We start from the raw sequence: 23710 nt of genomic DNA on the forward strand, positions 1-23710 counted from the left end.
CTCTCAAGGGTATTCCAGTTGGATATTGACAATTAAGGAATCATCGCCGGCGTAAGGCTCGTAGCTCGCCCGATAGCCGACAGCCACCGGGGCATCATCGAAAGCTTCCTTTAGCGCTGCGGGAAAGCCGTCCGCATCCGTATAACGGAATTGCAGGCTGCCTGCCCCGTCGTGGATGGCGCCGGCGATCGTCGTCTTAAGCGCGTCCTTGCCGCGCACCGTATTTTTCTCTTCCAGCCAGTGAAGTCCGATAGCAAGCTTAAGCTTCGCCGCTAGACGGGCTTGCTCGCCGTTGCCGCCGTTCTCCATCGCCTGCAAGGCGTCCGCATAAACGTTTTCAGCCGCCGGATATTCGCGCGTCCACCCATGGTCGAGGCGAAGCTCTTCATCCGTTTTCAAATAATAGCTGTAACGAATCGGAGAACCCGGCTCGGCTCCAACCGGATCGTCCCAAGTCAAGTCGAGGTGGTACCAGATCCCGTCGAGCTTGACCATGTTCCAGGCATGTTCTCCCGTATTGACGGTCCCTTCGGCGATCCGCACTTCCAATCCCGCCTTCTCCAGCATCCTGTACCCCAGAAGCGAATAACCTTGACAGACAGCCGTACCAAGCGTAATCGCCTCATATGCGGTGTAATAAGAGAGCGACTGATCGTATTCTACATGCGTAACGATCCAGTCATGGATCACCTTGACCTTCTCATGATCGTTCATGCCCGGAGTTATCAGCTTCGCCAGCGTAGCTTCAACATGGGCGTCGACCTCGGCCGACTGCTCCTTCGTCTCGCGGAACTTCGCTTCTATGGCAATCGTCGACTTGTTGCCCCAGCTCCTGATCGTATACAGATAGGACTCCAGAATATAGGCGGAATAATCGTCATGCATAAGCGCTGACCGAATAATGTCCGTCATATTATCCGACAGTTGCTTCCGATTGCCCGTGTAGGTGACGGAGAATTGCCCGGAACGGGCTTGAAATCCCGCGGCCAATTCCAGCTCCAGCTTGTCGTAAGGGCCTTCCCCGGCGACGGACGACTCCTTGACCGTTCCGTCCAGCGTATTCAACTTCACTTGTTGCTTGCTTACGGCCGCGACCGGCTCGTCCGGATCCGATATGGAGGGAAACAGATCCAGCTTCAGCTCCAGACTATAAGCCGCCAGTATAATTATGGCCAACACCAGAAGTCTCGACGTTACGTTTCGCATACCCGCCTCCTTGCTCTTGCTCTCTTCCTTCCATCATATGGCTTGTATGACCGTTTCATACTCGGAAGGGTTCAATTGATCGAGATTCGCAAGCCATGGCTTTGGTAAGTGGCGGCAGTATTCATAAGTCCCGTACAGCCTCGGTGAACTGACGAGCCCGCTCCGTCACGAGATCCAATTTGCCTTCCTTCACCCAATCCAGCGAGATCAGCTTGCCGCCCATCCCGACCGCATTCGCTCCCGCCGCGAAATAATCTCTAATGTTGCTCAAGTCCACGCCGCCCGTTGCCATAATCGGAACGGCGTCTAGCGGGCCTCTGATCTCCTTTAGATAACCAATGCCCAGCGTGCCCATAGGAAACAGCTTGACTGCGCGAGCTCCGGCCTTCAGCGCCTTTACGATTTCCGTCGGGGTCATAACTCCCGGCCAAACCGCGACTCCGCGTTCATGACCGTAGGCGATCACCTCTTCGTCGAGGTTTGGCGAGATGAGAAATTGCGCCCCCGCATCGATTGCACGCTTTGCATAGTCGACATCCAGAACGGTTCCCGCTCCGATGGATGCGGCATTTCCATATTTCGTGCGCCAGCGTTCGATAATGGTCGTCGCTCCGGCGGTATTCATCGTAACTTCCATTAGCCGTATTCCGCCCTCTATAAGCGCCTCGGCAGCTCCATCGGCCGTGTCGTCCTCAATTCCGCGCAAAATAGCTACAATCTTGTGCTCCAGCAGCTTCTCCAGCATCTCGTTTATTGATGTTGCATTTCCCATCATTCATTCCCCCATTCGTTATAATCCTTTAAACTCCCCAATATTGTCCAAGAATGCGAATGAAAACATTCGGGAACGGCAGCTTTTCCATATCGGCCTTACCGATCCATCGGTATGTCATGCCATCCTGACCAGCGAACGTTGGCTCCACGCTCTCCGTCATAGTACTCGTCGTTGTCGACGTTGTATAGGCGGATAAGGACTCAGCCGCAATATCTCCGCCGCCTCCGCGGCTATCCATTGAACCCGGGAATCCGATTAGCCCCAGATCTGCTCCGAACACCCTCAGCCGCCAATGAATATGACTGAACACATGCTCGGCATCCATTACCCATTCTTGCGGTCGAATGAACAATCCGGAAGCTTCTTCCGTCTCCCGTACCAGTGCCTCCGCCATGTATGGCTGCTTCTTCGGTGCATCAGCGGCGAACATCGCCTTAGCCGTGTCTGGCAGCAGCACATGCGGGAGTTCCCACATCTGGGCCAGCAGCCCCGTGCGGGGACGCTGCCTTACGAGCACCTTGCCCTCTTGCTCCACGATCGCGACGACCCGGTATTCGTCGCGTGGAGGCTTTGCTTTCGTCTTGATCGGCAGCACCGTCTCCTTGCCCGCAATCCGGCCCGCGCAATGCTCCATGACCGGGCAGGTCAGACAGCCTGGCGACTTGGGCGTACAGACTAACGCGCCAAGCTCCATTAGCGCCTGGTTGAAATCACCCGCGGCTCCTTCTGGTATGAGAGTGACCGCAAGCTTTTCAATTCCGACTCGCGTAGCCGGCTTGGCGATATCGTCATCGAGACAGAAGTATCTGGACAAGACGCGCATTACGTTGCCGTCAACCGCCGGATACGGACGGTTGAACGCGATGCTCATGATGGCCCCGCTCGTATACGGGCCAACGCCTCTCAAGCCGGATACGGCTTCATGGCTGTCCGGAATAACGCCGCCGTACTGCTCCATCACCATCTTCGCGCCAGCTTGCAAGTTGCGGGCGCGCGAATAATAACCGAGCCCCTCCCAGCGCTTGAGCACTTCTTCTTCCGGCGCCTCGGCAAGAGCCTGCACGGTCGGGAATTGCGCCATGAATGCCTGATAATAAGGAATGACGGTATCCACCCTTGTCTGCTGAAGCATAATTTCGGACACCCATATCCGGTAGGGATCCTGGTTCTGTCTCCAAGGCAAGTCTCGCTTCTGAAGCCTGTACCAGGCTAGCAGTTCTGTGCTGAAATATGTTTTTGCATCCTGTAATTCGGTTTGAGTCATAGCTGTGCCGTTCCTTCCTAATGCCCCGTCTGTTATACGCAGGGGTTGTTTCATCCATTCGTCTTTGACTATACTCTATTAGAGGTTGGCCGAAAAGTCCACTTTTCCAATATGCTAGATGTCGAAGGAGGGGCCGAGATGAAACCCGGTCTGGGAAATAAACAAATAATTGCAGTGTCGTCATGCGTAATGCTGCTTGCTATATTAGCCGGTTGCGGCGGCCCGATGCAGGGCTCGAAGACAAGCAAAGCATTAAGCGACGCCCCGCCCGAGACGGCGGCGCTGTTCCAATCGCGCTGTCTTTCTTGTCATGGGAGCGAGCTGCAGGGACGTGTAGGCGAGAAGACGAATTTGCAGCAAATAGGAGCAAAACTCTCCGTTGCTGATATTGCTTCGCGAATCAGGGACGGGAGCGATGACGGCATGATGCCTGCATTCGGCAAGCAGTTAACGGAAGAAGAGATCGAGGGGCTCGCCGGATGGCTGGCCGGGAAACAGTAACGGGTTGGCAACTGGAGTGGCCAACTCCGTAAGCGCAAAGACTTCTTGAGGGTTACATCATTTCTCAAAACACAAAAAAAGCCGGCCTCCCTTAGTCCAGGAAACCGGCTCTTCGCGCAGCGGTATGCCGACCGCTTCGATTCGAAGCTTTCTCTAATCGCGCGGACGGTGCATATGTCCTTTTGTAGGTCCAGCAAGTATGTCCCATATGCGGATGCATTGGGAACACATCGCCTGGCAGCAGCAGCAATGACCCGCCCCACTCATCGTGGTATATGCCTTCGAACTGAACCCTTTGTCCGGATTTATATCTGCGTTTCGTCTCGGGACCAAGGTTGCCGATCTTCTGACCGTTAGTCATAAGCATAAGCAACTCCTTCCGCATCATACTTGTAACATTACATTCCAAGTATGGGCGGAAGGTTACCGCTTTATCCTCTCCACGACGACAAATGCCGAAGCAATGGCGCGCTCATGCGTAATCGTGACGTGAATCTCGATATATTCGGGATTAAGCCCAAGCCTTGTCCAGGCTTCCTCCGACAATCCGCATATCGGTTTGCCGTCCTCGTTTCGGTAAATATCAATGTCATGGAAGCCAAGGAGTTCGCCGATTCCGCAGCCGAATGCTTTGGAGATGGCTTCCTTCGCCGCGAATCTGCCCGCCGTGAATTGATGCAGGCGGGCCCCTGCGTATGACTTCGCCAGCTCCCGCTCGCCATCCGTCAACACGCGCTTTAGAAATCGTTCGCCACGTTCACCGTCCAGCAGCGATTCGACGCGCAGCACATCCGTCAGGTCGTGTCCGATTCCAATAATCAAGGCAACACCCCCGAATGTATGTGCACCTAAATACCCGGAATTCCGGACCTCTTGTGCTCCGTCTTCAAATATTGCTTTTCCAGCTTCTCCCGGACTTCCTGGGAGATTTGCTTGCCTTCGAGATACGCGCTGTTGTCGTCGTATAAAATACCAAGCTCGCCTTCATCCGTCTGACCGTCCCATAGACCGGCGGTAGGCGCTTTGTCCAGCACGCTTTTCGGTACGCCGATATGAGCGGCGATCTGGCGAACCTGACGCTTGTTGAGCGAGCTGAGCGGAGTAATGTCGACCGCACCATCGCCCCACTTCGTATAGAAGCCCGTAATGGCTTCGGAAGCGTGATCGGTGCCCACGACCAACAAATTCAGATCGAATGCGAGGGCGTACTGCATGACCATTCGCGTTCTCGCTTTCACGTTGCCTTTGCCGCCTCGGCTAATATGCCGCGGAATGCCTAGCTGCTTGAAGCTGTGTTCGACCTCCAGGGCAATCTCGTCAACAGCTTCTTCGATATTGGTCTCGGCCTTATAACGAAGATCAAATGCAGCCGCTACGGCATAGCTGTCCGCAATGTCGGATTGGTCACCGTAAGGCTGAAAGACGCCTAACGTCAAATATTCCTTGCCCGACTCTTCGCTCAATTCGTCCGTCGCGATCTTGCACAATCCCGCAGCGACAGCGCTATCGAGGCCGCCGCTAATCGCGATCAGCAGTCCGGACGTGCCGGATTTCAACACGTATTGCTTCAGGAAGTCGACGCGCTTACGCACTTCGGCTGCTGGATCAATAGTCGGCTTAACGCCGAATCGTTCGATGATTTGTTGTTGTAGGCTCATCATTTAGCTCCTATTTCGTGCAGTATTTGTCGAAGGCATCCGTCAGATCTGCCGCGATATCCGCAGCGGAACGATTTTCAATTTGGTGACGTTCGATAAAGTGCACCAGTTCTCCGTCTTTCATCAAGGCGATGGAAGGCGAGGATGGCGGATACGGCGCAAAATATTCGCGGGCTTTAGCCGTCGCTTCTTTGTCCTGACCGGCGAATACCGTGAACAGATGATCCGGCGTCACTTCATGATTCAGCGCATCAGCCACGCCGGGACGGCATTGTCCCGCCGCACAGCCGCATACGGAGTTAATGACGATCAGCGCCGTACCGCTTGCGCCCGGAACGTTCTCTTCGACCTCTTCGGGCGTGCGAAGCTCCTTGATACCCAATTTCGTTAAGTCGTCCCGCATCGGTTGAACCATATCCAGCATGTATCGTTCGAATGACATAGACATAATGAACACTCCTTTATATTGTGGTGATTTTTGCTACTATTATAACGCTCCTTACGAAAATAAAGCAACCGGAGCACTTGCTCCGGTTGCCAGCTTCATGATGAGCGGCTGAGACTATTCTAAATGGGAGGCCGGTTAGGACCGCTAAGCTACTTAGCATGTCCGCCTGAGCTTTCCCTTATGTCGAAGGAGACGACAAACGTCGTTCCTTCTCCTTCCCGGGTCTGTATCTCTATGCGACCGTTATGTCGTTCTGCAATGCTCAGGCATAAAGGCAAGCCTAAACCGGTTCCGCGCGTCTTGGTCGTATAGAAAGGCTCAAACAGATGGTCAAGCTTGTCCTGGGGAATACCGACCCCTTCATCAGCAATATGAATTCTAACCTCCTCGGCCGTCCAGGCCGTATGTATGCGCAAAACTCCTTTGTCTCCCATCGCCTCCATCCCGTTGCGTGCAAGATTAAGCAACAGTTGCTTCATTTCTCGGTCATTAAGCAGCATATCGGGCATATCTTCGCATAAGTCAATTTCCAGCGTCTGACCGCGCAGATTGGCATCGGCGCTAATCAGCGGGACTAGATCGTTGATAGTGTGATGCAGATTCGCCCTCTCCATCTTGAGCTCCCGGTTTTGCGCAAGCGATAGAAAGTCGCTGATAATGAGATTAGCGCGATCAAGCTCCTCCATAATAATTCGGAAATATTCGAATTGACTCTGGGGGCTGCGCTCTTGAATCAACTGAACGAAGCCCCGAATAACCGCCATCGGATTGCGGATTTCATGCGTAATGCTGGCTGCCATTTGACCAACCAGGCTGAGGCGCTCCATCCTGCCCCGTTCGTCGCGCAATTGTCTAAGCTCTGTAATATCGCTGGCAATTAGCGCTGCTCCCGTAATCCGATTGTCTTCCATCTCCCTTAGCGTAAGGGTCGTCAGAATAAGCGTCCAACCTTCGTCATCGATCGACAAAGTGGGCGTATCCATGCCATCCAGCGCCTTGTGCAGCAGATCGGCGCCTTCTTTCATTCGCTGCGGATCGAAAGCTTCCGGAAACGGCGTATTTTTGAGCCTGGCCACCTCTCGGAATTCCTCCTTGAAGCCAAGCAGCTTGATCGATTCCTCATTGGCATGGGTTATAAAGCCGTTTCCGTCCACGATGAGTACAGCCAGAGGCGCGTTATCGATAAATTGCTGCAGCTTCTGCACCTCGTTTCCGTAGCTGACAGACAGCTGACCTACTTCGTCGTAGAGCTGCTGCTTCTCCTTGATGCTCTCGATCATATAGATCGACAGCCAAAATGCGAGCAGCAAGCCTACTATCGACAATGCTACTTCGAAGCCTGCCAACAAGGTCCATTCCATCTGATACGCGTCCGAATAATATTTGGTCAGCACGATACGAACCAGCGCCACGATTCCTACCATGACGAGGCCCATCCGCTCCTTGCTAACGCTGGAGGCGTTCTCAAATTTCCGAATGACCGTCAGCAGCATGATGGAAAATACGAGCAGCGAAATAATAAAACCGCCGAATTCGTAATAATTGTCCAGCGTCGGCAGCCTCAACAGCACGCAGAGGACAAAAAGCGCCCCGAAAGCTCTGTAGCCTCCGTACAGGGATCCCACCAGAAACGGAACCGTGCGATAATCGACGTCATAGTCAAAAACAAGCGAAGTTGTAAGCGCGCACATCACCATGGCTACGCCGCTTGCAATCGCGATGAATGGCTTGAAGCCCTTCCAGCCCCGCTCCTTGTCGTGCCAGAGCAGAAACGCGAAGATAGGAAGGACCGATAAGAAGAATTGCAGCAATAAGTCCTTCAGCAAAGATGGCAGGCCTCCTTATCGACGACGTATAATGCTTTCTATAATTTGTCGTTCATCCATGCCTTAATACAGGCGATGGCCTCTCCGCCTTGAAGATCGTTATGCAGTTCATGAAGTCCATCCTGCCACGAGTTCCAGTCGCAGCCCTCCCTCATTCCATCCGCCAGCTCCTTGCTTGCGGCGTACGAGGTTACCCTGTCTGCCGTTCCGTGCAGAAGTAGAAGGGGTACATGAAGCTCGTTGCCGTGCTTGATCGCCCACTCGCCGGCATCCTGAATTTCGGTGAATGCCCTTGGCGTAATAGTGGTATGACTCAGCGGATCCCCCTTCATGGATCGGGATCTGGACGCTTCCGTACCGTTCTGTCGGAACAGGTCTTCCTCCTTCAGTCCAGTGGACATCGGCAGCGCGGGCCAGAACGTCGCCAACCTGCGCCCGAGCCATTCTTTTACTGCAGGAGGTTTGAAGGCGAGTCTTAGCCATGGGCTTGTCAGCACAAGCCCTGCAAGGTCAGGTTTAGTCCGGATCGCGCAATTTAACGCGATATTTCCCCCCATGCTGTGACCGTACAAGAAGATCGGGATCTCGACATGGCGTTTCGCGCATTGCTCTAGCATCAACGTAAGATCGGCGATCGCCGCCTCCATAGACAGCATATGCCCCCGCTTTCCTTGCGATCTGCCGTGGCCGTAATGATCGTAGGCGATAATGGCGTATCCGTCTGCCGCCAGCTCCTTTGCAACATGCGCATACCGTTCGCCATGCTCGCCGTGCCCATGGGCCAAACAGATGACTGCTTTAGGCTTGCCTGCGGCAGGCAGCCATTCGCGCACAAATAAATCGTTTACGCCGGTACCGAGCACTCTCCACTCCGTTCGACGAACCTTATCCGAAGCTTCGATTTCATCATCTGTTATGCCTTGCTGCACATCATCCCTATCGTTATAGCTGCCACGTTGACTCATCCTGTTACAGCCCCTCGCATTCATGTATAATAATTAAATTATACTGTAAACGGCCGTCGTGAATAGAGCCTTTTTTGGTTATTATGAATAATCGTTAGGAGAATAGATATGAGTTACGATGTAATCATTGTGGGCGCGGGTTCGTCGGGATTAATGGCTGCCGTATCCGCCGGAGAATCGGGCGCGAAAACCCTGCTTCTGGACAAAGGGGACAGGCTTGGCAGGAAGCTCGGCATTTCCGGCGGGGGGCGATGCAACGTGACGAACGCCAAAGAGCTGGACGAATTAATAAAGCATATCCCCGGGAACGGCAAATATTTGCACAGTGCGCTTGCCGTTTTCAGCAATCGGCATATTATGGACTTTTTCGAGAGACTGGGCATTGCTCTTAAAGAAGAAGACAACGGCCGCATGTTCCCCATTACCGATAAAGCCAAGACGGTTGTCGATGCGTTAGTAAACAAAGTTCGATCGCTAGGCGTAGATATCCGGGTCAATAGTCCGGTAGAACGCGTGTTATACGAGGGCGGCAGAACAGTCGGGGTGCAATTGAAAACCAAGGAGATTATTAAAGCAGGCAGCGTCATTGTCGCCGTGGGAGGCAAGTCCGTTCCTCACACGGGTTCGACGGGAGATGGATACGCGTGGGCGGAGGAAGCCGGACACACCGTTACGGAGCTGTTCCCGACCGAGGTGCCGCTTACGTCGAGATCCTCTTTCATTCTCGGCAAAGAGCTGCAGGGGCTCTCTCTTCGCAACGTCGCACTGACGATCTTAAACGCCAAGGAAAAACCCATTATCAGGCATGAAGGCGATATGATCTTCACCCACTTCGGCCTGTCGGGTCCAATCGCGCTTCGGTGCAGCGGATTCGTCGTCAAGGAACTGCGAAAAAACGGCGGCGGCGAAGTAAAAGCTATTATCGATCTCATGCCCGAGCGGACAGCAGATGAGCTGTTCTCCGAGACGTTGGCCCTGTGCAAGGCCGATAGCCGCAAAACGATAAAAAACGTCCTGAAGGGTTATTACCCGGAGCGGATGCTGCCTATTATGTTCCTCAAGTCCGGGCTGCGGGACGATATCACGTACGATAACATTCCCAAGGGAGCTTGGCTTGCGCTGGCGCGGGTTGCCAAGGCATTTCCGGTACGCATCAACGGGACGTTGTCGATCGAAGAAGCGTTCGTGACGGGCGGAGGCGTGCATCTAAAGGAGATCGATCCAAGGTCGATGCAGTCCAAGCTGATGCCCGGACTGTACTTCTGCGGCGAGGTGCTGGACATCCACGGTTATACGGGCGGCTACAATATAACAGCCGCGTTCACGACCGGGTATAACGCCGGAAGGCACGCGGCCGAGAGGGCCATGGAGCTGGCACGGTAAAGATCGACATGCACGAGCGAGGGCTCTCCTCGACCTTGGAACCAAGGTTAAGGGGAGCCCTCTTCTTTCGCCGCATATGAGCGGGACGGCATGCCGGCCTAGATGTGGACGTCGCCCGAAAAATGATTGTAGCTTCCGTCGTCAGGCAGCAGTTCTTCGCTCGTCATAACGCTGTCTTGATCCCTGTTGCGAGCCCCCTCCGCGTCTATCCAATCCTCATTGACGACATGGGCGGGAATAGTGATTGCATCCAGCGCGTAGGCAGAGCTGGTCACGGCTTCTTCGGCAATATGAGCTTGTTCTACGAGTTGCCCGCCATGCGCCTGCGCAATTTCGAGAGCCGACGTCAAGTCGCCTCCCTCCACATGAATATGCATGCGGCTTTCATGATGCATAACGGGATCGTAGCCAAGCTCCAGCAGCAATTCGCGAGCCATCGCGGCGCTGCTGCTATCGCTGAAGTCGAACATTATCGCCGATAAGTGGGACAACCTGCATCTTCCTTCCGAGTGTAGCTGTAATTGGTCATTTCCTTCTTTTAGAATGCCAAATCACGTGTAAATCATGCCTGCCTGATGCTCGGAAAACGCGAATAAGCCGTTGGTTCCCTGATCGCAGGGAATCAAACGGCTTATTGCTTATCATTCGTCGGGGCTTTCCTCGGCTCTTACGCCCGGTATGCAGCGAGCGTTTCGTTAAGCTCGCGCGTCGCGCCGTAAACTTGCTGATAGGCACGGAACAGGCCAACGTATGCATTCGTTGCCTCTTGGTTCGGAACGTATTCCGATGCGTACTTCACGAACGCCGCGGAACATGCCTCCAGGCTGTCAAACCAGCCGCATCCATAAGCTGCGAGCATGGCCGCTCCAAGTCCCGGTCCCTGCTCATTTTCCAGCGATACAACCGTCGCGCCAAAGATGTCGGCCTGCATCTGGAGCCAGACGGGATTCTGCGCTCCGCCCCCGATGGAGACGATGCGTTCCACCTTCTTGCCGGCGCTGCGGAACATATCTACGGACTCGTTTAGCGAGAAGGTGATGCCCTCCATAACCGCCCTGGCAAAATGCTTGCGCTCATGCGAGCCGTCGATGCCCACGAAGCTTGCGCGGATCAACGAGTCCGCATGGGGCGTCCGTTCGCCGACCAGATACGGCGTGAAAAGCAGACCGCCGGCTCCCGGCGGCAGCTCGCCAACCTCGGCCAGCAGCTCGTCGTAGGACTCTCCAGGCGCGAACGTTTTCTTGAACCAGCTGAGGCTGTAGCCCGCCGCAAGAGTTACGCCCATGGCATAAAAAGAGTCTTCCTTCCCGTGGTTGAAGAAGTGGACCTTGCCTCCGAAGTCCTTCGACTTGTCATCCTCGTAAGAGAGAATGACGCCCGACGTACCAATGCTGCACAGCGTCAGACCTTCCGACAGAATGCCGGACCCGATCGCGCCGCAAGCATTGTCCGCCCCGCCTGCGAATACTTTGGTGTCTGCGTTTAAACCGGAACGCTCTGCTGCTTCCGGCAGCAGCGTGCCCGTCAGCTCATGAGATTCCACAAGAGGAGGCGGAAAGCTTGTCGGCAAGCCGAAAGCCTTCAGCACCTCATCGCTCCAGCGTTTCTCCGCTACTTCAAGCAGCAGCGTGCCCGCCGCGTCGGAATAATCCATATGGCGATGTCCGGTCAGCCGATACCGTACATAATCCTTCGGCAAGAGGAATGACTCGGCCGATTGGAACAAAGCTGGCTCGTTCTCTCGAACCCACAATATTTTGGGCAGCGTGAACCCTTCCAATGCGGGATTGCGAGTCAATCGAAGCAGCTTGTCGCCAAGCACCCGCTCGATCTCCCGGCACTGTTCCGTCGTGCGTGTATCGTTCCACAAAATGGCGTTGCGAACAGGCTTGCCTTCGCCATCCAGCAGCACCAATCCATGCATCTGTCCCGAGAAGCTGATGCCTTCGATAGCGCCGGCATCGATGTTTTCATTGGCAGCAAGCTCGCGCAGCGCTTCATACGTCGCGTCCACCCAATCCTCGGGCCGCTGCTCGCTCCAGCCGGAGCGCTCATGATAGAGCGGGTAACTGCGCGAAGCTTCCGCGACAACCGTCCCCTCCTTGTTCACAAGAAGCGCTTTGACCGCGCTGGTGCCGAGGTCGATTCCGATCACGTAACTCATATTCAGAGCCTCCCGTTTATACGCTAAAAATAACTTCGCTTAACATAAGACGAATACGCTCTTGACGGCCGGACTCGTTTACGATCGGGTTGTTTTGCAGCGCATATTGCTCAAGCGACTTCAACGTAGCGCGGCCGGCTACAATGTCGGCGCCAATGCCTTCCTTGAAGCTGCGGTAACGGTGATCTACGATGCTGTCCAGCGTGCGGTTCTCGATCAGCTTGGCAGCTGCTTTCAGTCCCCAAGCAAAGCTGTCCATGCCCGCGATATGTGCAAGGAACAGATCCTCGTCTTCGAAGGAGCCGCGGCGCACCTTAGCGTCAAAGTTAACCCCGCCGCGGCCCAGGCCGCCGGCTTTCAGCACCTCGTACATCGTCAGTGTCGTGGAGTACAGATCCGTAGGGAATTCGTCCGTATCCCAGCCCAGCAGCAGGTCGCCTTGGTTTGCGTCAAGCGATCCCAGCATGCCGTTGATAGCCGCCGTGCGGATCTCATGCTCGAATGTGTGGCCGGCAAGCGTAGCGTGATTCGCTTCCAGGTTCAACTTGAACTTGTCTTGCAGACCGTACTTCTGCAAGAACGAGATTGTCGTTGCCGCGTCAAAGTCGTATTGATGTTTCGTTGGCTCTTTCGGCTTCGGTTCAATCAGGAATTGAGCATCGAATCCGATCTCGTTCGCATAGTCGATCGCCATATTGTACAAGCGGGCAAGGTTATCAAGCTCGAAGCCCATATCCGTGTTCAGCAGCGTTTCGTAGCCTTCGCGGCCGCCCCAGAATACGTAGTTCTCCGCACCAAGCTCCTTGCCTACTTCCAATCCCTTCTTCAACTGCGCGCCAGCGTATGCGTACACGTCGGCGTTGCAAGTCGTGCCTGCGCCATGAACAAAGCGAGGATTCGTGAACATGTTAACCGTGTTCCAAAGCAGCTTTTTGCCGGAAGCGTTCATAGCTTCCTTCAGCAACGCCACGATGACATCGAGGTTTTTGTTCGTTTCTTGCAGCGTTGCGCCTTCCGGAGCGATGTCGATATCATGGAAGCAGTAGTAAGGAATGTTCAGCTTCTCCATGAATTCGAAGTTCGCTTCTACGCGGGCTTTGGAACGATCCAGACCGTCGAATTGATCCCAGCCGCGCACCATTGTGCCGGAACCGAACGGATCCGTGCCGTTAGCGTTGAACGTGTGCCAGTAAGCAACCGCGTAACGAAGATGTTCTTCCATCGTTTTGCCAAGCACGACCTGGGACGGATCATAATGTTTAAATGCAAGCGGATTGTCGGAGCCTTTCCCTTCGAATGCGATTGCCGGAATGTTTTTGAAGTAACTCATAAGCAATAACTCCTCCTTTGGGATGAATGCGTTTTCCTTCTACATGAAGAATAACACAAACATACTTTGTTTGTCTATTAAACAAACTAAGTATTATGGTATACTTTCCGTACGAGAACCATCGACTACGGATAATCATAGACAGGAGAACGTTACACGTGCCAACGAAACCGACAGGCGACCTAGCCCTCATCAAAAAAATGAACACTTCTATCGTGCTCGATGCCGTGCTTAAGCATGCGCCGCTATCGCGTGCAGCCATATCGGAGCGGACTGGGCTAAACAAGGCTACCGTATCCAGCCTTGTACTGGACTTAATCGATGCCAATCTTGTCTACGAGATCGGACCGGGAGAGTCCAGCGGCGGACGCAAACCCGTCATGCTTTTATTTAATGCGAAAGCAGGCTATGCGGTGGGCATTGATCTCGGCGTCAACTATATAAGAGGCATTCTGACCGATCTGGCGGGAGGAGTCATTGCCGACACTCATCTCGAGCTTGGACGAGCCAATCAGGAATTACCGCTGGAGCAGTTGACCGGCTGCATCGACGGCCTTATGAAGCAAGCGCCGGATAGTCCCTATGGCATCGTAGGCATCGGCGTCGGCGTGCCGGGCATCGTGGATGATCAAGGCGTCATCCTGTTCGCTCCGAATATGAAGCTAAAGCAGGTTGCCTTGAAGCAAATGCTGGAGAGCCGCTACAGCCTCTCCGTCACGATCGACAACGAAGCGAACGCAGGCGCGCAAGGCGAGCAAACCTATGGAGCCGGTCGCGGGATTCGCAATCAGATCTACGTGAGCGTCGGAATCGGGATCGGCACCGGCATCATTTTAAACAAAGAATTGTTTAAAGGCGCTTCCGGCTTCTCCGGCGAACTTGGCCATCTGTCCATTCAGTATGACGGCAAGCCCTGCAGTTGCGGCAACCAAGGCTGCTGGGAGCTGTACGCCTCCGAGAACGCCTTGCTCGAGCAGGCTTCATCGCTTGGTTACGCAAGTCTCGGTCAACTGCTCAAAGCCGCGGAGCAAGGGGATGAGCGAGTACGGCAATTATTTAGCGACATCGGGTCCTATCTGGGTGTCGGCATCGCCAACATCGTTAACGTGTTTAATCCCGATGTTGTCATCGTCGGCAATCGCATGAGCAGCGCCGCGACATGGATCGGCCCCGCTATGCGCGAAGCCGTCGCCGCCCGGTCGCTTCCCTACCATCGGGCGCAGCTAAATATATTATTCGCGGAATTGCAGGAGCAGTCCGCCGTAAGAGGCGCCGCTTATTATGCCATTAGCGATTTTTTCGCCAAAGTGCGAAGCGTGTAGTTTCGTTTAAATTCCGTTTACATGAGGGATGTATTCTTCTAACATAAAGACCAACTATAACAGGGAGAAAGCTCACTGTTTGGAGGTGCGTTAATTGGGATACATTTTGGTCGCTGACGATGACCCTCATATACGCGAGCTTGTAAGGCTCATCCTGGAAAAAGAAGGGTATTCGGTCAGCGAGACGAGTGATGGAGCAGAGGCTATGGCGCTGATGGAAGCTTCGCCGGCCGATATGGCCATCATCGATCTGATGATGCCGAATATGGACGGATGGGAGTTATGCCGCCGCTTGCGCAAGGATCATGACCTCCCTATCCTGATGCTTACGGCCAAGGGAGAACTGAACGACAAGCTTCGCGGCTTTCATATCGGAGCGGACGATTATCTCGTGAAACCTTTCGACCCAGCCGAATTAGCCGTGCGGGTAAGAGCTCTACTTAAGAGATATCGTATTGCCTCTTCTCAGCAAATAGCGGCTGGCGGGATAATGATGGATCGCGGAACCTATCAATTGAAAGTGAATGGCGAACCTCATAACATACCTCCCAAGGAATTCGAGCTTTTGTTCATGCTGATGAGCCATACCGGCAGAACGCTGTCGCGGGGTTCTTTGATCGAATCGGTGTGGGGCTACGACTTCGATGGCAACGAACGTACGCTTGACGTGCATGTTAACCGCCTGCGCGAACGATTCGCCGACTGGAATGCCTCGATCAAGATCAGTACGATTCGCGGACTCGGCTACCGGCTGGAGACGGAGGCGGCGGGATGAGAAGAACGGACAAGACGAATCGCAAACCGTCGCTTGGCCTCTTCATTTGGAAGGGCGCAATTGCAATCATCGCAGTCATCTTGTTCTGTGCCGCCGTCTACACGAGCGCTTACTTCCTGTTCATGTGGTTCTATGATTACCGAGGACTAAACTGGAACGATTATTACGTTCATTTGGCAGTATGGGGGCTCGGCGTTCTCTTGTTCGTCATCACGGCGCTGCTTATTAACTTTATTACACGCCCGAAGCAGATGATTGTTTGGAACGAGATGCTTATCGCTTTTCGCAAAATCGCCAAAGGCGACTTTAGCGTCATCGTCGACCAGGAAGGCAAATTCCGCAATCACTCCCAGCTTGGAGAGTTCGTCGACTCCATTAACGAGATGACGCAGGAGCTGAAGCAGGTGGAGCAGCTCAGGCAGCAGTTTATTTCCAACGTGTCGCATGAGATCCAATCGCCGCTCACCTCTATTCGCGGATTTGCAAGCATGCTGCAACAAGACGGGCTGACGCGCGAAGAACAACAACATTATTTGTCCATCATCGAAAAGGAGACGATTCGCCTCTCCGGGCTTAGCGACAACTTAATGAAGCTGACTTCGCTCGAGTCGGACCATATCCAATGGGACATGGCGCCGTTTAGTCTCGACAAGCAGCTAACGGATATCGTCCTGGCTAGCGAACCACAATGGCTGGAGAAGGAGCAGGACATCGAGCTCGAGCTGGCGGAAGTTATCATGCACGGGAATGCGGAGTTGCTTAGCCAGGTTTGGCTGAATCTGCTGCATAACGCTATCAAGTTTACGCCTCCCCATGGACGAATCACCATCCAATCGGTAAAGAACGAAGGTACGATTACCGTACGGATCAGCGATACGGGAATCGGTATACCGCGCGAGGATCAGGCCCGCATTTTCGAACGATTTTACAAGGGGGACAAGCAACGCACGCGAACCATGGAAGGCAACGGGCTCGGCTTATCGATCGTCAAGCGAATCGTTGAGCTCCATCAAGGGTCGATTCGAGTGGAGAGCGTCCCCGGCGAGGGAACGACTCTCGATGTCAAGCTTCCGCTGCAGCCATTATTGCCGGCTAAATCCGTTATTTGACCCGATGAACGCCAACCGTATCGGATATATTCCCTTCGAAAATAATGGAGACGTTGGTTGTCTTGGTCGTGCCATTGCTATAATAGGCGACGAATGTAATCGTTGCGGGACCGTCCGGGAGCTCCTCCATCGCATCGTCCCACATCTCCCCTCTCCAAATGCTGCTCGTTGATCCTACTGAGCTAAGAGTTGTCTTCCGATTGCCGAACGTCGCCTCCACCCTGATCGCTTTCGTTGCGGTCGGGGTCGCTGTCGTAGCCGCCTGCAGCATCAGTCTCTCGCCTGCCCAGAACACATTGTATCCTCTAGGCGACTCCAGCTTCCCGCTTTCCTTCAAGTTATAAGCCTGCCTTCGCTCATTCCATGCATCCGTATGTCCTACGTTCCCTGACACCGTCAGAGGAAGCACTTGAATAGTTTGATTAAGCGTAACAGGCGCGGAGCGCCCGTCCGTCACGGTCTGCCGCATTCTCCATGCTCCCGTTTCAGTCATTCGACTAACCGGAGCAGCAGTCGAATAAGGATAGGTCAAATTATAGCTATAGCTTTGACGAACACCGGTTGGGCTCGTCAATTCATAGGCCACTGTAATCGGATCACGATCCGGATCGCTCGCCAGGCTGCGGAATGTCGCCGTATCTCCCTCGTAGACTGGATTCGGCGACCAACTAAACCCCGGCGTCGGCGGACGGTTATTCATTACAACGACAGTCTTCGCAACCGTCTGCACATTGCCATTCGGCGTTCTTGATGTCCATTCGAACGTATAGGAGCCGTCAGGTATCGCCGCAATTGTCAATTGATTGCTCCAGCTCTTGCTTCCGATCCCCGTCGTGGAGTTCGTCGTCGAGGTTAATGTGATCGTCCGTTGGTATGGCGTGCCTTTGAAAGCTGTAACCGTCGCCGCGTTGCCGTTCACTGCGGAATCCGGATATTTGGTGGTGGAAGCCGCGAGCCTATACGATTCTCCAACGGTTAAGGTAAGAAGATTGCGGCTTAAGCCATTAAGCGAATCGATACTGCCGTTAAGATTAATCGGAGTACTTACGCGAACGTTATACGTATTCTCCGCATAAGAACCTGCCACGGACCCGTTAGCCCGTATCTTGAAGCTGTACAAACCATCCGGCGTCGTATTAGGAATAACGAGCGTCTCATCATTCCAGGCAATATCGTTGCCGCTCCTGCTTCCCGTAAAATACGGAACGGACTTATTAATATAACCTCCCATAGAAAGAGAGAGGGCGACGGAATAGGGGAATCTGGTCCATAGTTCGTGAGCTACAAGCTTCTCGCTTGCAGGAATGTTATTCAGCGAAAAACCTTCATCTTGCGTCCGCAGGTTAGACTTCAGCTGAACGGGAACCGTCTCTGGCAGTACATAGGTCCGCACAATCGGATCCGACCATTCTCCTTCGATATCCTGGACTCTATAGTCCAAGATGTAAGTCCCCGAAGACAGCTCGGAAGGAATTCGCGTCAATACTTCGCCGCTTCCTTGCTTCGTAAGCTTGATCGATCGCACTTGAATGCCCCGATCAGTCGCCGCTCGCGTTATATTATGATCCAGATCATAACTGGCATCGATCCATGTCGTCTTGTACATATTCGATGCAGGCACGTAGTCGAAATCCAGGATGACATCTGGGATGGGCTTGCGATGCACGATCACTTCAACGACGGATTCGTTGGAAAAATAGCCGTATTCGCTGAAATTCGGATCGGTCGTCGGTCTATCCTTTACGCGCCGAATGAACTGATATTTGCCCGGTCTGCTTAACGTAACCTTGGACTGATACGCAAACCAATTGTTATTGTTTTTGACGGCGATGAGTTGCTTTCCGTTAATGGTTTCAAAGCCCATGCTGTTGTCATAATATTGAGGATCCTGAATGATTTGAAGCTGGTCGCTAACCGTCGGTATAGGGTCGGACTCATAGTCGAATGTCGCTGTTCTCGTTTCGATTTCATCTCCAACCAGCTTTAGAACTTTAGGTACGGCAGGATTGCTTTCAGCTATGTAACTGATGACGGAAGCTACAACATCTTCTATCGTCCCCGTATTAGAGATAAAATGGTCATGCGATATCTGCGATCGGAAAACATTCGAACCCACGATGATGAGTTTCGCATCGTTTTTGTTAATCACATTTTGCAAATCCGAGAGCTGCGACGCCTGGTTGTCAGAGATGTAGATCACATATTTGGCTGGCACGGATCTCATAAATGAATTGTCGTACCGTTGTCGAATAGCCTTGGATATGCTCCCGCTATAGAAGCCAGTATAGCTATCGTACGATACTTCTCTAGGTTCCCACACATCATGAGTCCAATAAACCGTCCCGCTATAGTAGGCTGTCCACCCCCGTGAACACGAACCATTCGGAGTGCCTGTTGGTCCGCAGCTCGGACCATTTGGCGACTCGCCAGACCGGCTGATAGTACCTGAGTATTTACCGTCGCTATAATACTGAGAAGATCCGCAATTATTCCATGAACTCGAATCTAGGTAATTGCCTTTAGAATCATAGTAGGTCGTTACTGTACTCGGACAAGTTCCTGTACCGGTTTTGGAGTCCGTCACTGAGACGAATTTACCCTCATCTCTCGTATAAGGACTGTTGGATGTGCTGTATAGCGACAACGTGCCTGAATAACCATTCGATGAATAGTAATAAGTGCTGCTGGGGTAAGAAGTGCCAGTACCATTGCTTGTACTAGCAGATATAGTATCTGTATAGGTCTTCATATCCCAAATGCTTAGATTCGCTAGCATGTTCGCTTGGGTGAAGGCATTCGTAAGAGTGACGCCGTTTCCTCGAATATAATCTGTCGATGATTGCTTTAAGTTGGAATCCAACATGAAATAAATGTCCAAATCGGGCTTTTGCGTTGGAATGTCCAAGTATAAGTCGCTTGAAGGAGAATAATTGTCGACAAAGAAATACGATTCTATTGTTTTCGTTTTGTTGTCACCAGGCGCAATAAATTCCATTAGCCGGTCTTGGTTTGTACTTTCTTTTGCATAACCGACGATTTTATACTGACCAAGCTTCTCGAATACGGGAAGTTCCGAAAGATCACCATTGGACTGGAAGACGATTTCGTCCATGGCACCATCGTTGTTTGAATCGTAGTGGACCTCTAATCGTTTCTCCGCAATAAAGTCGCCATCCGTGCTAACCGCTTCATAAAAGAGCTTGAGTTGATCCAAACGGCTAATTTGGGTTTCGTAAGCATGAGCTATTACTGCTGGTTCATGGTCGGGCAATATTTCATAGTCGACCACATATGGGTCAGAATAACGAGTAATGGATTTTCCATTGCCATACGGAATGACCCGTTTTGCTGCTATGCTGATTTGATAACTGCCCGTTTCCTTATACATATATTGTTTTTCCGATGTGTTGGATTCACAAAAGCCTACTCGGCATTTTAAATTCAGATCATTTGGTTTGACGAAACTAAACGATGTGATTTCAAGAGGCGCGTTCTGCTCCACCCATTGATCGTTGCTTGCTTTTGACTGGTCAAGTGCGATCATTGTTCTGTTTTGCTTATAAAGTCCTTCGAGTTTAATAGCAACGTTTGGTTTCGACTTATGAACAACCACATGTTGAATCTTAAAAGATTCGCTTCCGTCCGGTGCTGTAAAAGTTGTCTTAACCTCGCGTATTCCAAGCTTGTTTTCTCCGAAAATATAATCCCCTCGGTAAAAGGCAGTTGCGTTGATCTCAGAACCATCTATAAACACGCGTTTTGTAAACTCATCATAACCTGCAGGATCTTCGCAACCTCGATGAGGAATTATATTTGGTTCGCCATCAGTCACGGGAAATGGAACTACATCATACCAATCAAGCGGCCAGTCCGCTTCTGGCGTAATAAACTGTGGCGGTGCCGGCCAAGCTTCCTGCTCACAGCTGTACACATATGGTACTTGTGTAATGACAACAGTACGAATCCTTTCAGATGATTGATTAACGGCAGCATCCTTATCTACAATCTTTTGTTTGATTTCAAACGACTTTTTTACAGGCTCCGTTACCATATCTGCAACGAATTTCGATGCCATAAAGTTGTAGAGCCATTGTTCGACAGCCTTTTGATCCAAATGCCCTGCTTTTGGCGCTTTTACTTCGGGTATGGCAGGATCGTATTTACGAGATACTGTTGTTCCATCATCTTTATTTTTAATTTCGAACTCGTAGTAATCTGCATCAGTACCATAAGAAAAATCTTCATAACCTACCATTAGGCCAGTGAATTGGGATTTTCGATCAAATTGAATCTCAGGGATGACGCCAAAATCGCTGAGCATTGGCTGTTTTTCCGTGGGTTCGAATTCAATTTGAAAATTGCAATATTGTCCTGCGGTAGACGGTGTATTGTATGTATGGTTCGTGTAGACGATGAAGGCTCCTGCGTGGGATTTGTACAACCAAACGTCATCGCTGGTTTTATCGAGCTTCGAAGTATCTACTTCAATCGTGAAGGTCGCACTTGATTGATTGCTCTTCAATACAACCCCATCGCTGTAATTGTTTGAAGCTTTCTGAATATATTTACTTGCATTTGGATCTTTCATGTCAATCCGCCAGTAATCAATGTCCTTGCGGGTATAATACTCCGCTTCAGTAGCACGACCTCCAAAATACATGTCATCTTGAAGCGTGCCGGTTACTATCATTTCTACTTTAACGGTTTTGCTTTTGCCGATCGGTATGGGATCTTTGCTCACTGGCTTTGCCGTACAAAGTGCTGGTGTTTGCTTTTTTTGTTCAGGTGCAAGTTTGGGTAAAGCGTATGTATGATACCACGTAGAGTGCGATTCCCAGCTATAATGATACATATTCCCGAACCCGCCCGCTCTTGCGGATGGCTCTTGGTCGATGGACATGTAGTTTCGGGGGTCGGTGTTCTTCGCATCTTGAGTAGACAAGACTCTGTATCGATCGACATATTTTACGCCTTGTGTGATGTCAAAACCAATACCGGCCCTAATAAATTCCGCAATATAATCAAAGTTTCCTAGTAGTATCTCATCTTCTCGACCTTCGTAAATCGCGCCCGGTGTGTTTGGTCTGTATTTATAATCAGCGGGTAACTCCGCCCAAGGTCTATAAACCCAATGTTTAGAAGCAAGTGCATTCCCAGAATCCGAATCAACAATGAAATGTATATTCGAAAACAAGTTCCCGTCTCTCGTGTAACCTAAATACCGATATTCTCCCCGAACATTCTTGCCTGTCTTGGGATCTATACCCACGAAGTGTCCATTATTATAATTAATTGTAGAAGGCCCACTTGGTTGATATCCTTTTTTGAACTCTTGCATCTTTGCAGGTACTGATGAAATATTGCCGTATAGCTCCAATCTACGTTGTCCAGCCACGGGATTTGTGCTTCCAGAGGGCCACTCAGTTTGATAATAGTATTGAGCGTTAAATTTGTATCCATCTTCGTTACACGGCGGTACTCCTAAAGGAATATATCCATCAACACTTGGTATTGGGTTATATCCGCAACGATTGGAAAAACCATTTATGGTGGCAGGGGGAGGGGTGTCGGCAGCAGAAGCTGTTTCGACTGTCCACTCCGTAAAATTAAATAAGGAGAAGAAACATATAATTGCCATTGTTGCAAATATAGTTCTCTTTAATTTACGCAAAGATAGCCCTCCTATAATTAGTATTTAAGCTTGAGTTCATAACGTGATCCAATCTCACGATACGAAAAGATCTTTCCGTTAAAAGTAAAGTCTTTTTTTGCTGTATCAATGATGTAAGCCTCAACTATTTTTCGCAGTTCCTTTCCTTTACCATCTCCCGCAAGTAATTCGTAAAGTGCATTTAAATAGTCGTTACTAGTTTTAAATGACGAAGTAATAGGATAATTAAATCCCATTTCTCGGCTACCATCTCTTTTCACAAAAGCTACAAGTTCATCTTTTGGTCGCAAATCAAATTGTCCTGTTTTAGAGTAGTAATCATACTTATCAAAATCATCTTTATTTGAAAACACCTCAATTGTGCTTCCACCCAAACGATTTACATAACCTTTTATAACATGTTTTTGGGCTAGTTCTAACATCTTGTTATACGTGTCCAAGGACTGCTTATCATTGTACAAATATATTTTTCCGTCATTAGTTGTATAGTGCTTGCCTGATAAATTAAGCTGAATGGGTTTTCGTAGCGTTTCATCCCTTAACCTTAAAACCATAGTTAATGCTTCTGCCCTTGTAACAAAACGTTGAGGATAGAAATAGCCACCGGGATACCCATTTATTAAACCGGAAATTAGAACTGTCCCTCTATGGATTCCTGTATGTTGTGTGAAGTTTTCAAGATCACTAAGCCCACTGTTTTGAACAACATATTGTGAGTACTCATGATCGTAACTGTCTACCAATTTATCGAACCACGATCCTAGTAAATAGGATGCTGCATCACGCTTAAGTTGTTTTTGATACATATCAAATTTTTTTGAAAATACAAGTTCAGATGGAATGACATTAATATTAAAAAGGAAATTCAAATATGGGGCTGCCCAGTATCCAGAGGAATCGTTTTGAAACTGGAATTTTGTAGTGTTCATAGCGTTTCTAATGTGATTAGAATAGAGAGGGTTGTTTTTTTCCAAGAAAGCCAACCACTCCGGATCAAACTCCGTCTTTCCATTTTTCGTCACGCTATGAGCGCGCAAAATCATTACGATAAACTGGTCAGCTTTTACAATATCGTTCGGCCGGAACGTCCCGTCCTCGAATCCCTCAACAAAGCCAGCTTGATACGCTTGCAATATAGCATCCTTCGCCCAATGCTCCGCTATATCCGAAAAAGGAAGTGCAGCCCCCCCGGCTGCATCCTCGGCTGCGCCATCCTGCTCTGCACTAGCTGCTCCTGTTCCTCCAAACGTCAGAGAAAATACCAAACTGATCGTTAACATCCATTTCATACGCTGCATTCCTTGCTTCCCCTC

At 51.2% G+C, this 23710-nt stretch carries 19 protein-coding genes; 5 read left to right on the forward strand and 14 right to left on the reverse strand.

Going from position 1 to position 23710, the window contains the following annotated elements; translation table 11 throughout:
• Positions 1-3: 3 nt before the first annotated feature.
• The 3 genes from H7F31_RS27400 to mutY form a co-directional block, all read right to left on the reverse strand.
• Positions 4-1206: a transglutaminase domain-containing protein gene (locus H7F31_RS27400; RefSeq protein WP_187101375.1), complete on the reverse strand. Its 1203-nt coding sequence runs from the start codon at positions 1204-1206 to the stop codon at positions 4-6.
• A 121-nt stretch (positions 1207-1327) separates the two neighbouring features.
• Positions 1328-1978, reverse strand: a complete 651-nt coding sequence (locus H7F31_RS27405; RefSeq protein WP_261800153.1) for a bifunctional 4-hydroxy-2-oxoglutarate aldolase/2-dehydro-3-deoxy-phosphogluconate aldolase — start codon at positions 1976-1978, stop codon at positions 1328-1330.
• 28 nt (positions 1979-2006) lie between these two features.
• Complete coding sequence (mutY, locus tag H7F31_RS27410) at positions 2007-3245, reverse strand: A/G-specific adenine glycosylase (protein WP_187101376.1); 1239 nt, start codon at positions 3243-3245, stop codon at positions 2007-2009.
• A gap of 138 nt (positions 3246-3383) precedes the next feature.
• Here mutY and H7F31_RS27415 point away from each other — a divergent pair, with 138 nt between their 5' ends.
• Positions 3384-3746 carry a c-type cytochrome gene (locus H7F31_RS27415; protein WP_187101377.1) on the forward strand — a complete coding sequence of 121 codons (363 nt, stop codon included), beginning with the start codon at positions 3384-3386 and terminating at the stop codon, positions 3744-3746.
• 91 nt (positions 3747-3837) lie between these two features.
• On the opposite strand, the gene H7F31_RS27420 is transcribed toward H7F31_RS27415, so the two are convergent.
• The 6 genes from H7F31_RS27420 to H7F31_RS27445 form a co-directional block, all read right to left on the reverse strand.
• Positions 3838-4107: a hypothetical protein gene (locus tag H7F31_RS27420; RefSeq protein ID WP_187101378.1), complete on the reverse strand. Its 270-nt coding sequence runs from the start codon at positions 4105-4107 to the stop codon at positions 3838-3840.
• A 62-nt stretch (positions 4108-4169) separates the two neighbouring features.
• Positions 4170-4568, reverse strand: coding sequence for a holo-ACP synthase (acpS, locus tag H7F31_RS27425; protein WP_087566116.1), 399 nt, complete (start codon positions 4566-4568; stop codon positions 4170-4172).
• 26 nt (positions 4569-4594) lie between these two features.
• Positions 4595-5404 carry an ammonia-dependent NAD(+) synthetase gene (gene nadE / locus H7F31_RS27430; protein WP_187101379.1) on the reverse strand — a complete coding sequence of 270 codons (810 nt, stop codon included), beginning with the start codon at positions 5402-5404 and terminating at the stop codon, positions 4595-4597.
• 10 nt (positions 5405-5414) lie between these two features.
• Positions 5415-5852 (reverse strand): BrxA/BrxB family bacilliredoxin, encoded by a 438-nt coding sequence (locus H7F31_RS27435; protein WP_087566114.1) that lies wholly within the window; start codon positions 5850-5852, stop codon positions 5415-5417.
• Positions 5853-6001: 149 nt separating this feature from the next.
• On the reverse strand, positions 6002-7678 hold the full coding sequence (locus H7F31_RS27440) for an ATP-binding protein (protein WP_187101380.1): 1677 nt from the start codon (positions 7676-7678) through the stop codon (positions 6002-6004).
• A 38-nt stretch (positions 7679-7716) separates the two neighbouring features.
• A complete protein-coding gene (locus H7F31_RS27445) occupies positions 7717-8643 on the reverse strand; it encodes an alpha/beta hydrolase (protein ID WP_187101381.1) in 927 nt (308 codons plus the stop codon).
• A 108-nt stretch (positions 8644-8751) separates the two neighbouring features.
• Between H7F31_RS27445 and H7F31_RS27450 the strand changes: the two genes are divergently transcribed.
• Positions 8752-10026, forward strand: a complete 1275-nt coding sequence (locus H7F31_RS27450) for a BaiN/RdsA family NAD(P)/FAD-dependent oxidoreductase (protein WP_187101382.1) — start codon at positions 8752-8754, stop codon at positions 10024-10026.
• 98 nt (positions 10027-10124) lie between these two features.
• Here H7F31_RS27450 and H7F31_RS27455 read toward each other — a convergent pair whose 3' ends face one another.
• The 3 genes from H7F31_RS27455 to xylA form a co-directional block, all read right to left on the reverse strand.
• Entirely contained in the window at positions 10125-10517 is a 393-nt protein-coding gene (locus H7F31_RS27455; protein WP_261800154.1) for a hypothetical protein, read from the reverse strand.
• A 176-nt stretch (positions 10518-10693) separates the two neighbouring features.
• The gene (gene xylB / locus H7F31_RS27460) at positions 10694-12190 is read right to left on the reverse strand and encodes a xylulokinase (protein ID WP_187101383.1); all 1497 of its coding nucleotides are present in this window, start codon (positions 12188-12190) and stop codon (positions 10694-10696) included.
• Between the two features lie 16 nt (positions 12191-12206).
• Positions 12207-13520 (reverse strand): xylose isomerase, encoded by a 1314-nt coding sequence (gene xylA, locus H7F31_RS27465; RefSeq protein WP_187101384.1) that lies wholly within the window; start codon positions 13518-13520, stop codon positions 12207-12209.
• 200 nt (positions 13521-13720) lie between these two features.
• Between xylA and H7F31_RS27470 the strand changes: the two genes are divergently transcribed.
• From H7F31_RS27470 to H7F31_RS27480, 3 genes are all read left to right on the forward strand, one after another.
• Positions 13721-14842 (forward strand): ROK family transcriptional regulator, encoded by a 1122-nt coding sequence (locus H7F31_RS27470; RefSeq protein WP_261800571.1) that lies wholly within the window; start codon positions 13721-13723, stop codon positions 14840-14842.
• Positions 14843-14936: 94 nt separating this feature from the next.
• The gene (locus H7F31_RS27475) at positions 14937-15617 is read left to right on the forward strand and encodes a response regulator transcription factor (RefSeq protein ID WP_187101386.1); all 681 of its coding nucleotides are present in this window, start codon (positions 14937-14939) and stop codon (positions 15615-15617) included.
• Complete coding sequence (locus H7F31_RS27480; RefSeq protein WP_187101387.1) at positions 15614-16726, forward strand: sensor histidine kinase; 1113 nt, start codon at positions 15614-15616, stop codon at positions 16724-16726. Before H7F31_RS27475 ends, H7F31_RS27480 begins: the two co-directional genes overlap by 4 nt.
• Here H7F31_RS27480 and H7F31_RS27485 read toward each other — a convergent pair.
• Both H7F31_RS27485 and H7F31_RS27490 read right to left on the reverse strand, forming a co-directional pair.
• Positions 16719-22397: an Athe_2463 domain-containing protein gene (locus H7F31_RS27485; protein WP_187101388.1), complete on the reverse strand. Its 5679-nt coding sequence runs from the start codon at positions 22395-22397 to the stop codon at positions 16719-16721. The genes H7F31_RS27480 and H7F31_RS27485 overlap by 8 nt on opposite strands.
• A 17-nt stretch (positions 22398-22414) precedes the next feature.
• The gene (locus H7F31_RS27490; protein WP_187101389.1) at positions 22415-23695 is read right to left on the reverse strand and encodes an S-layer homology domain-containing protein; all 1281 of its coding nucleotides are present in this window, start codon (positions 23693-23695) and stop codon (positions 22415-22417) included.
• Between the last annotated feature and the right edge of the window lie 15 nt (positions 23696-23710).

This window comes from Paenibacillus sp. PAMC21692 (assembly GCF_014303795.1).
Classification (GTDB): Bacteria; Bacillota; Bacilli; order Paenibacillales; family Paenibacillaceae; genus Pristimantibacillus; species Pristimantibacillus agaridevorans.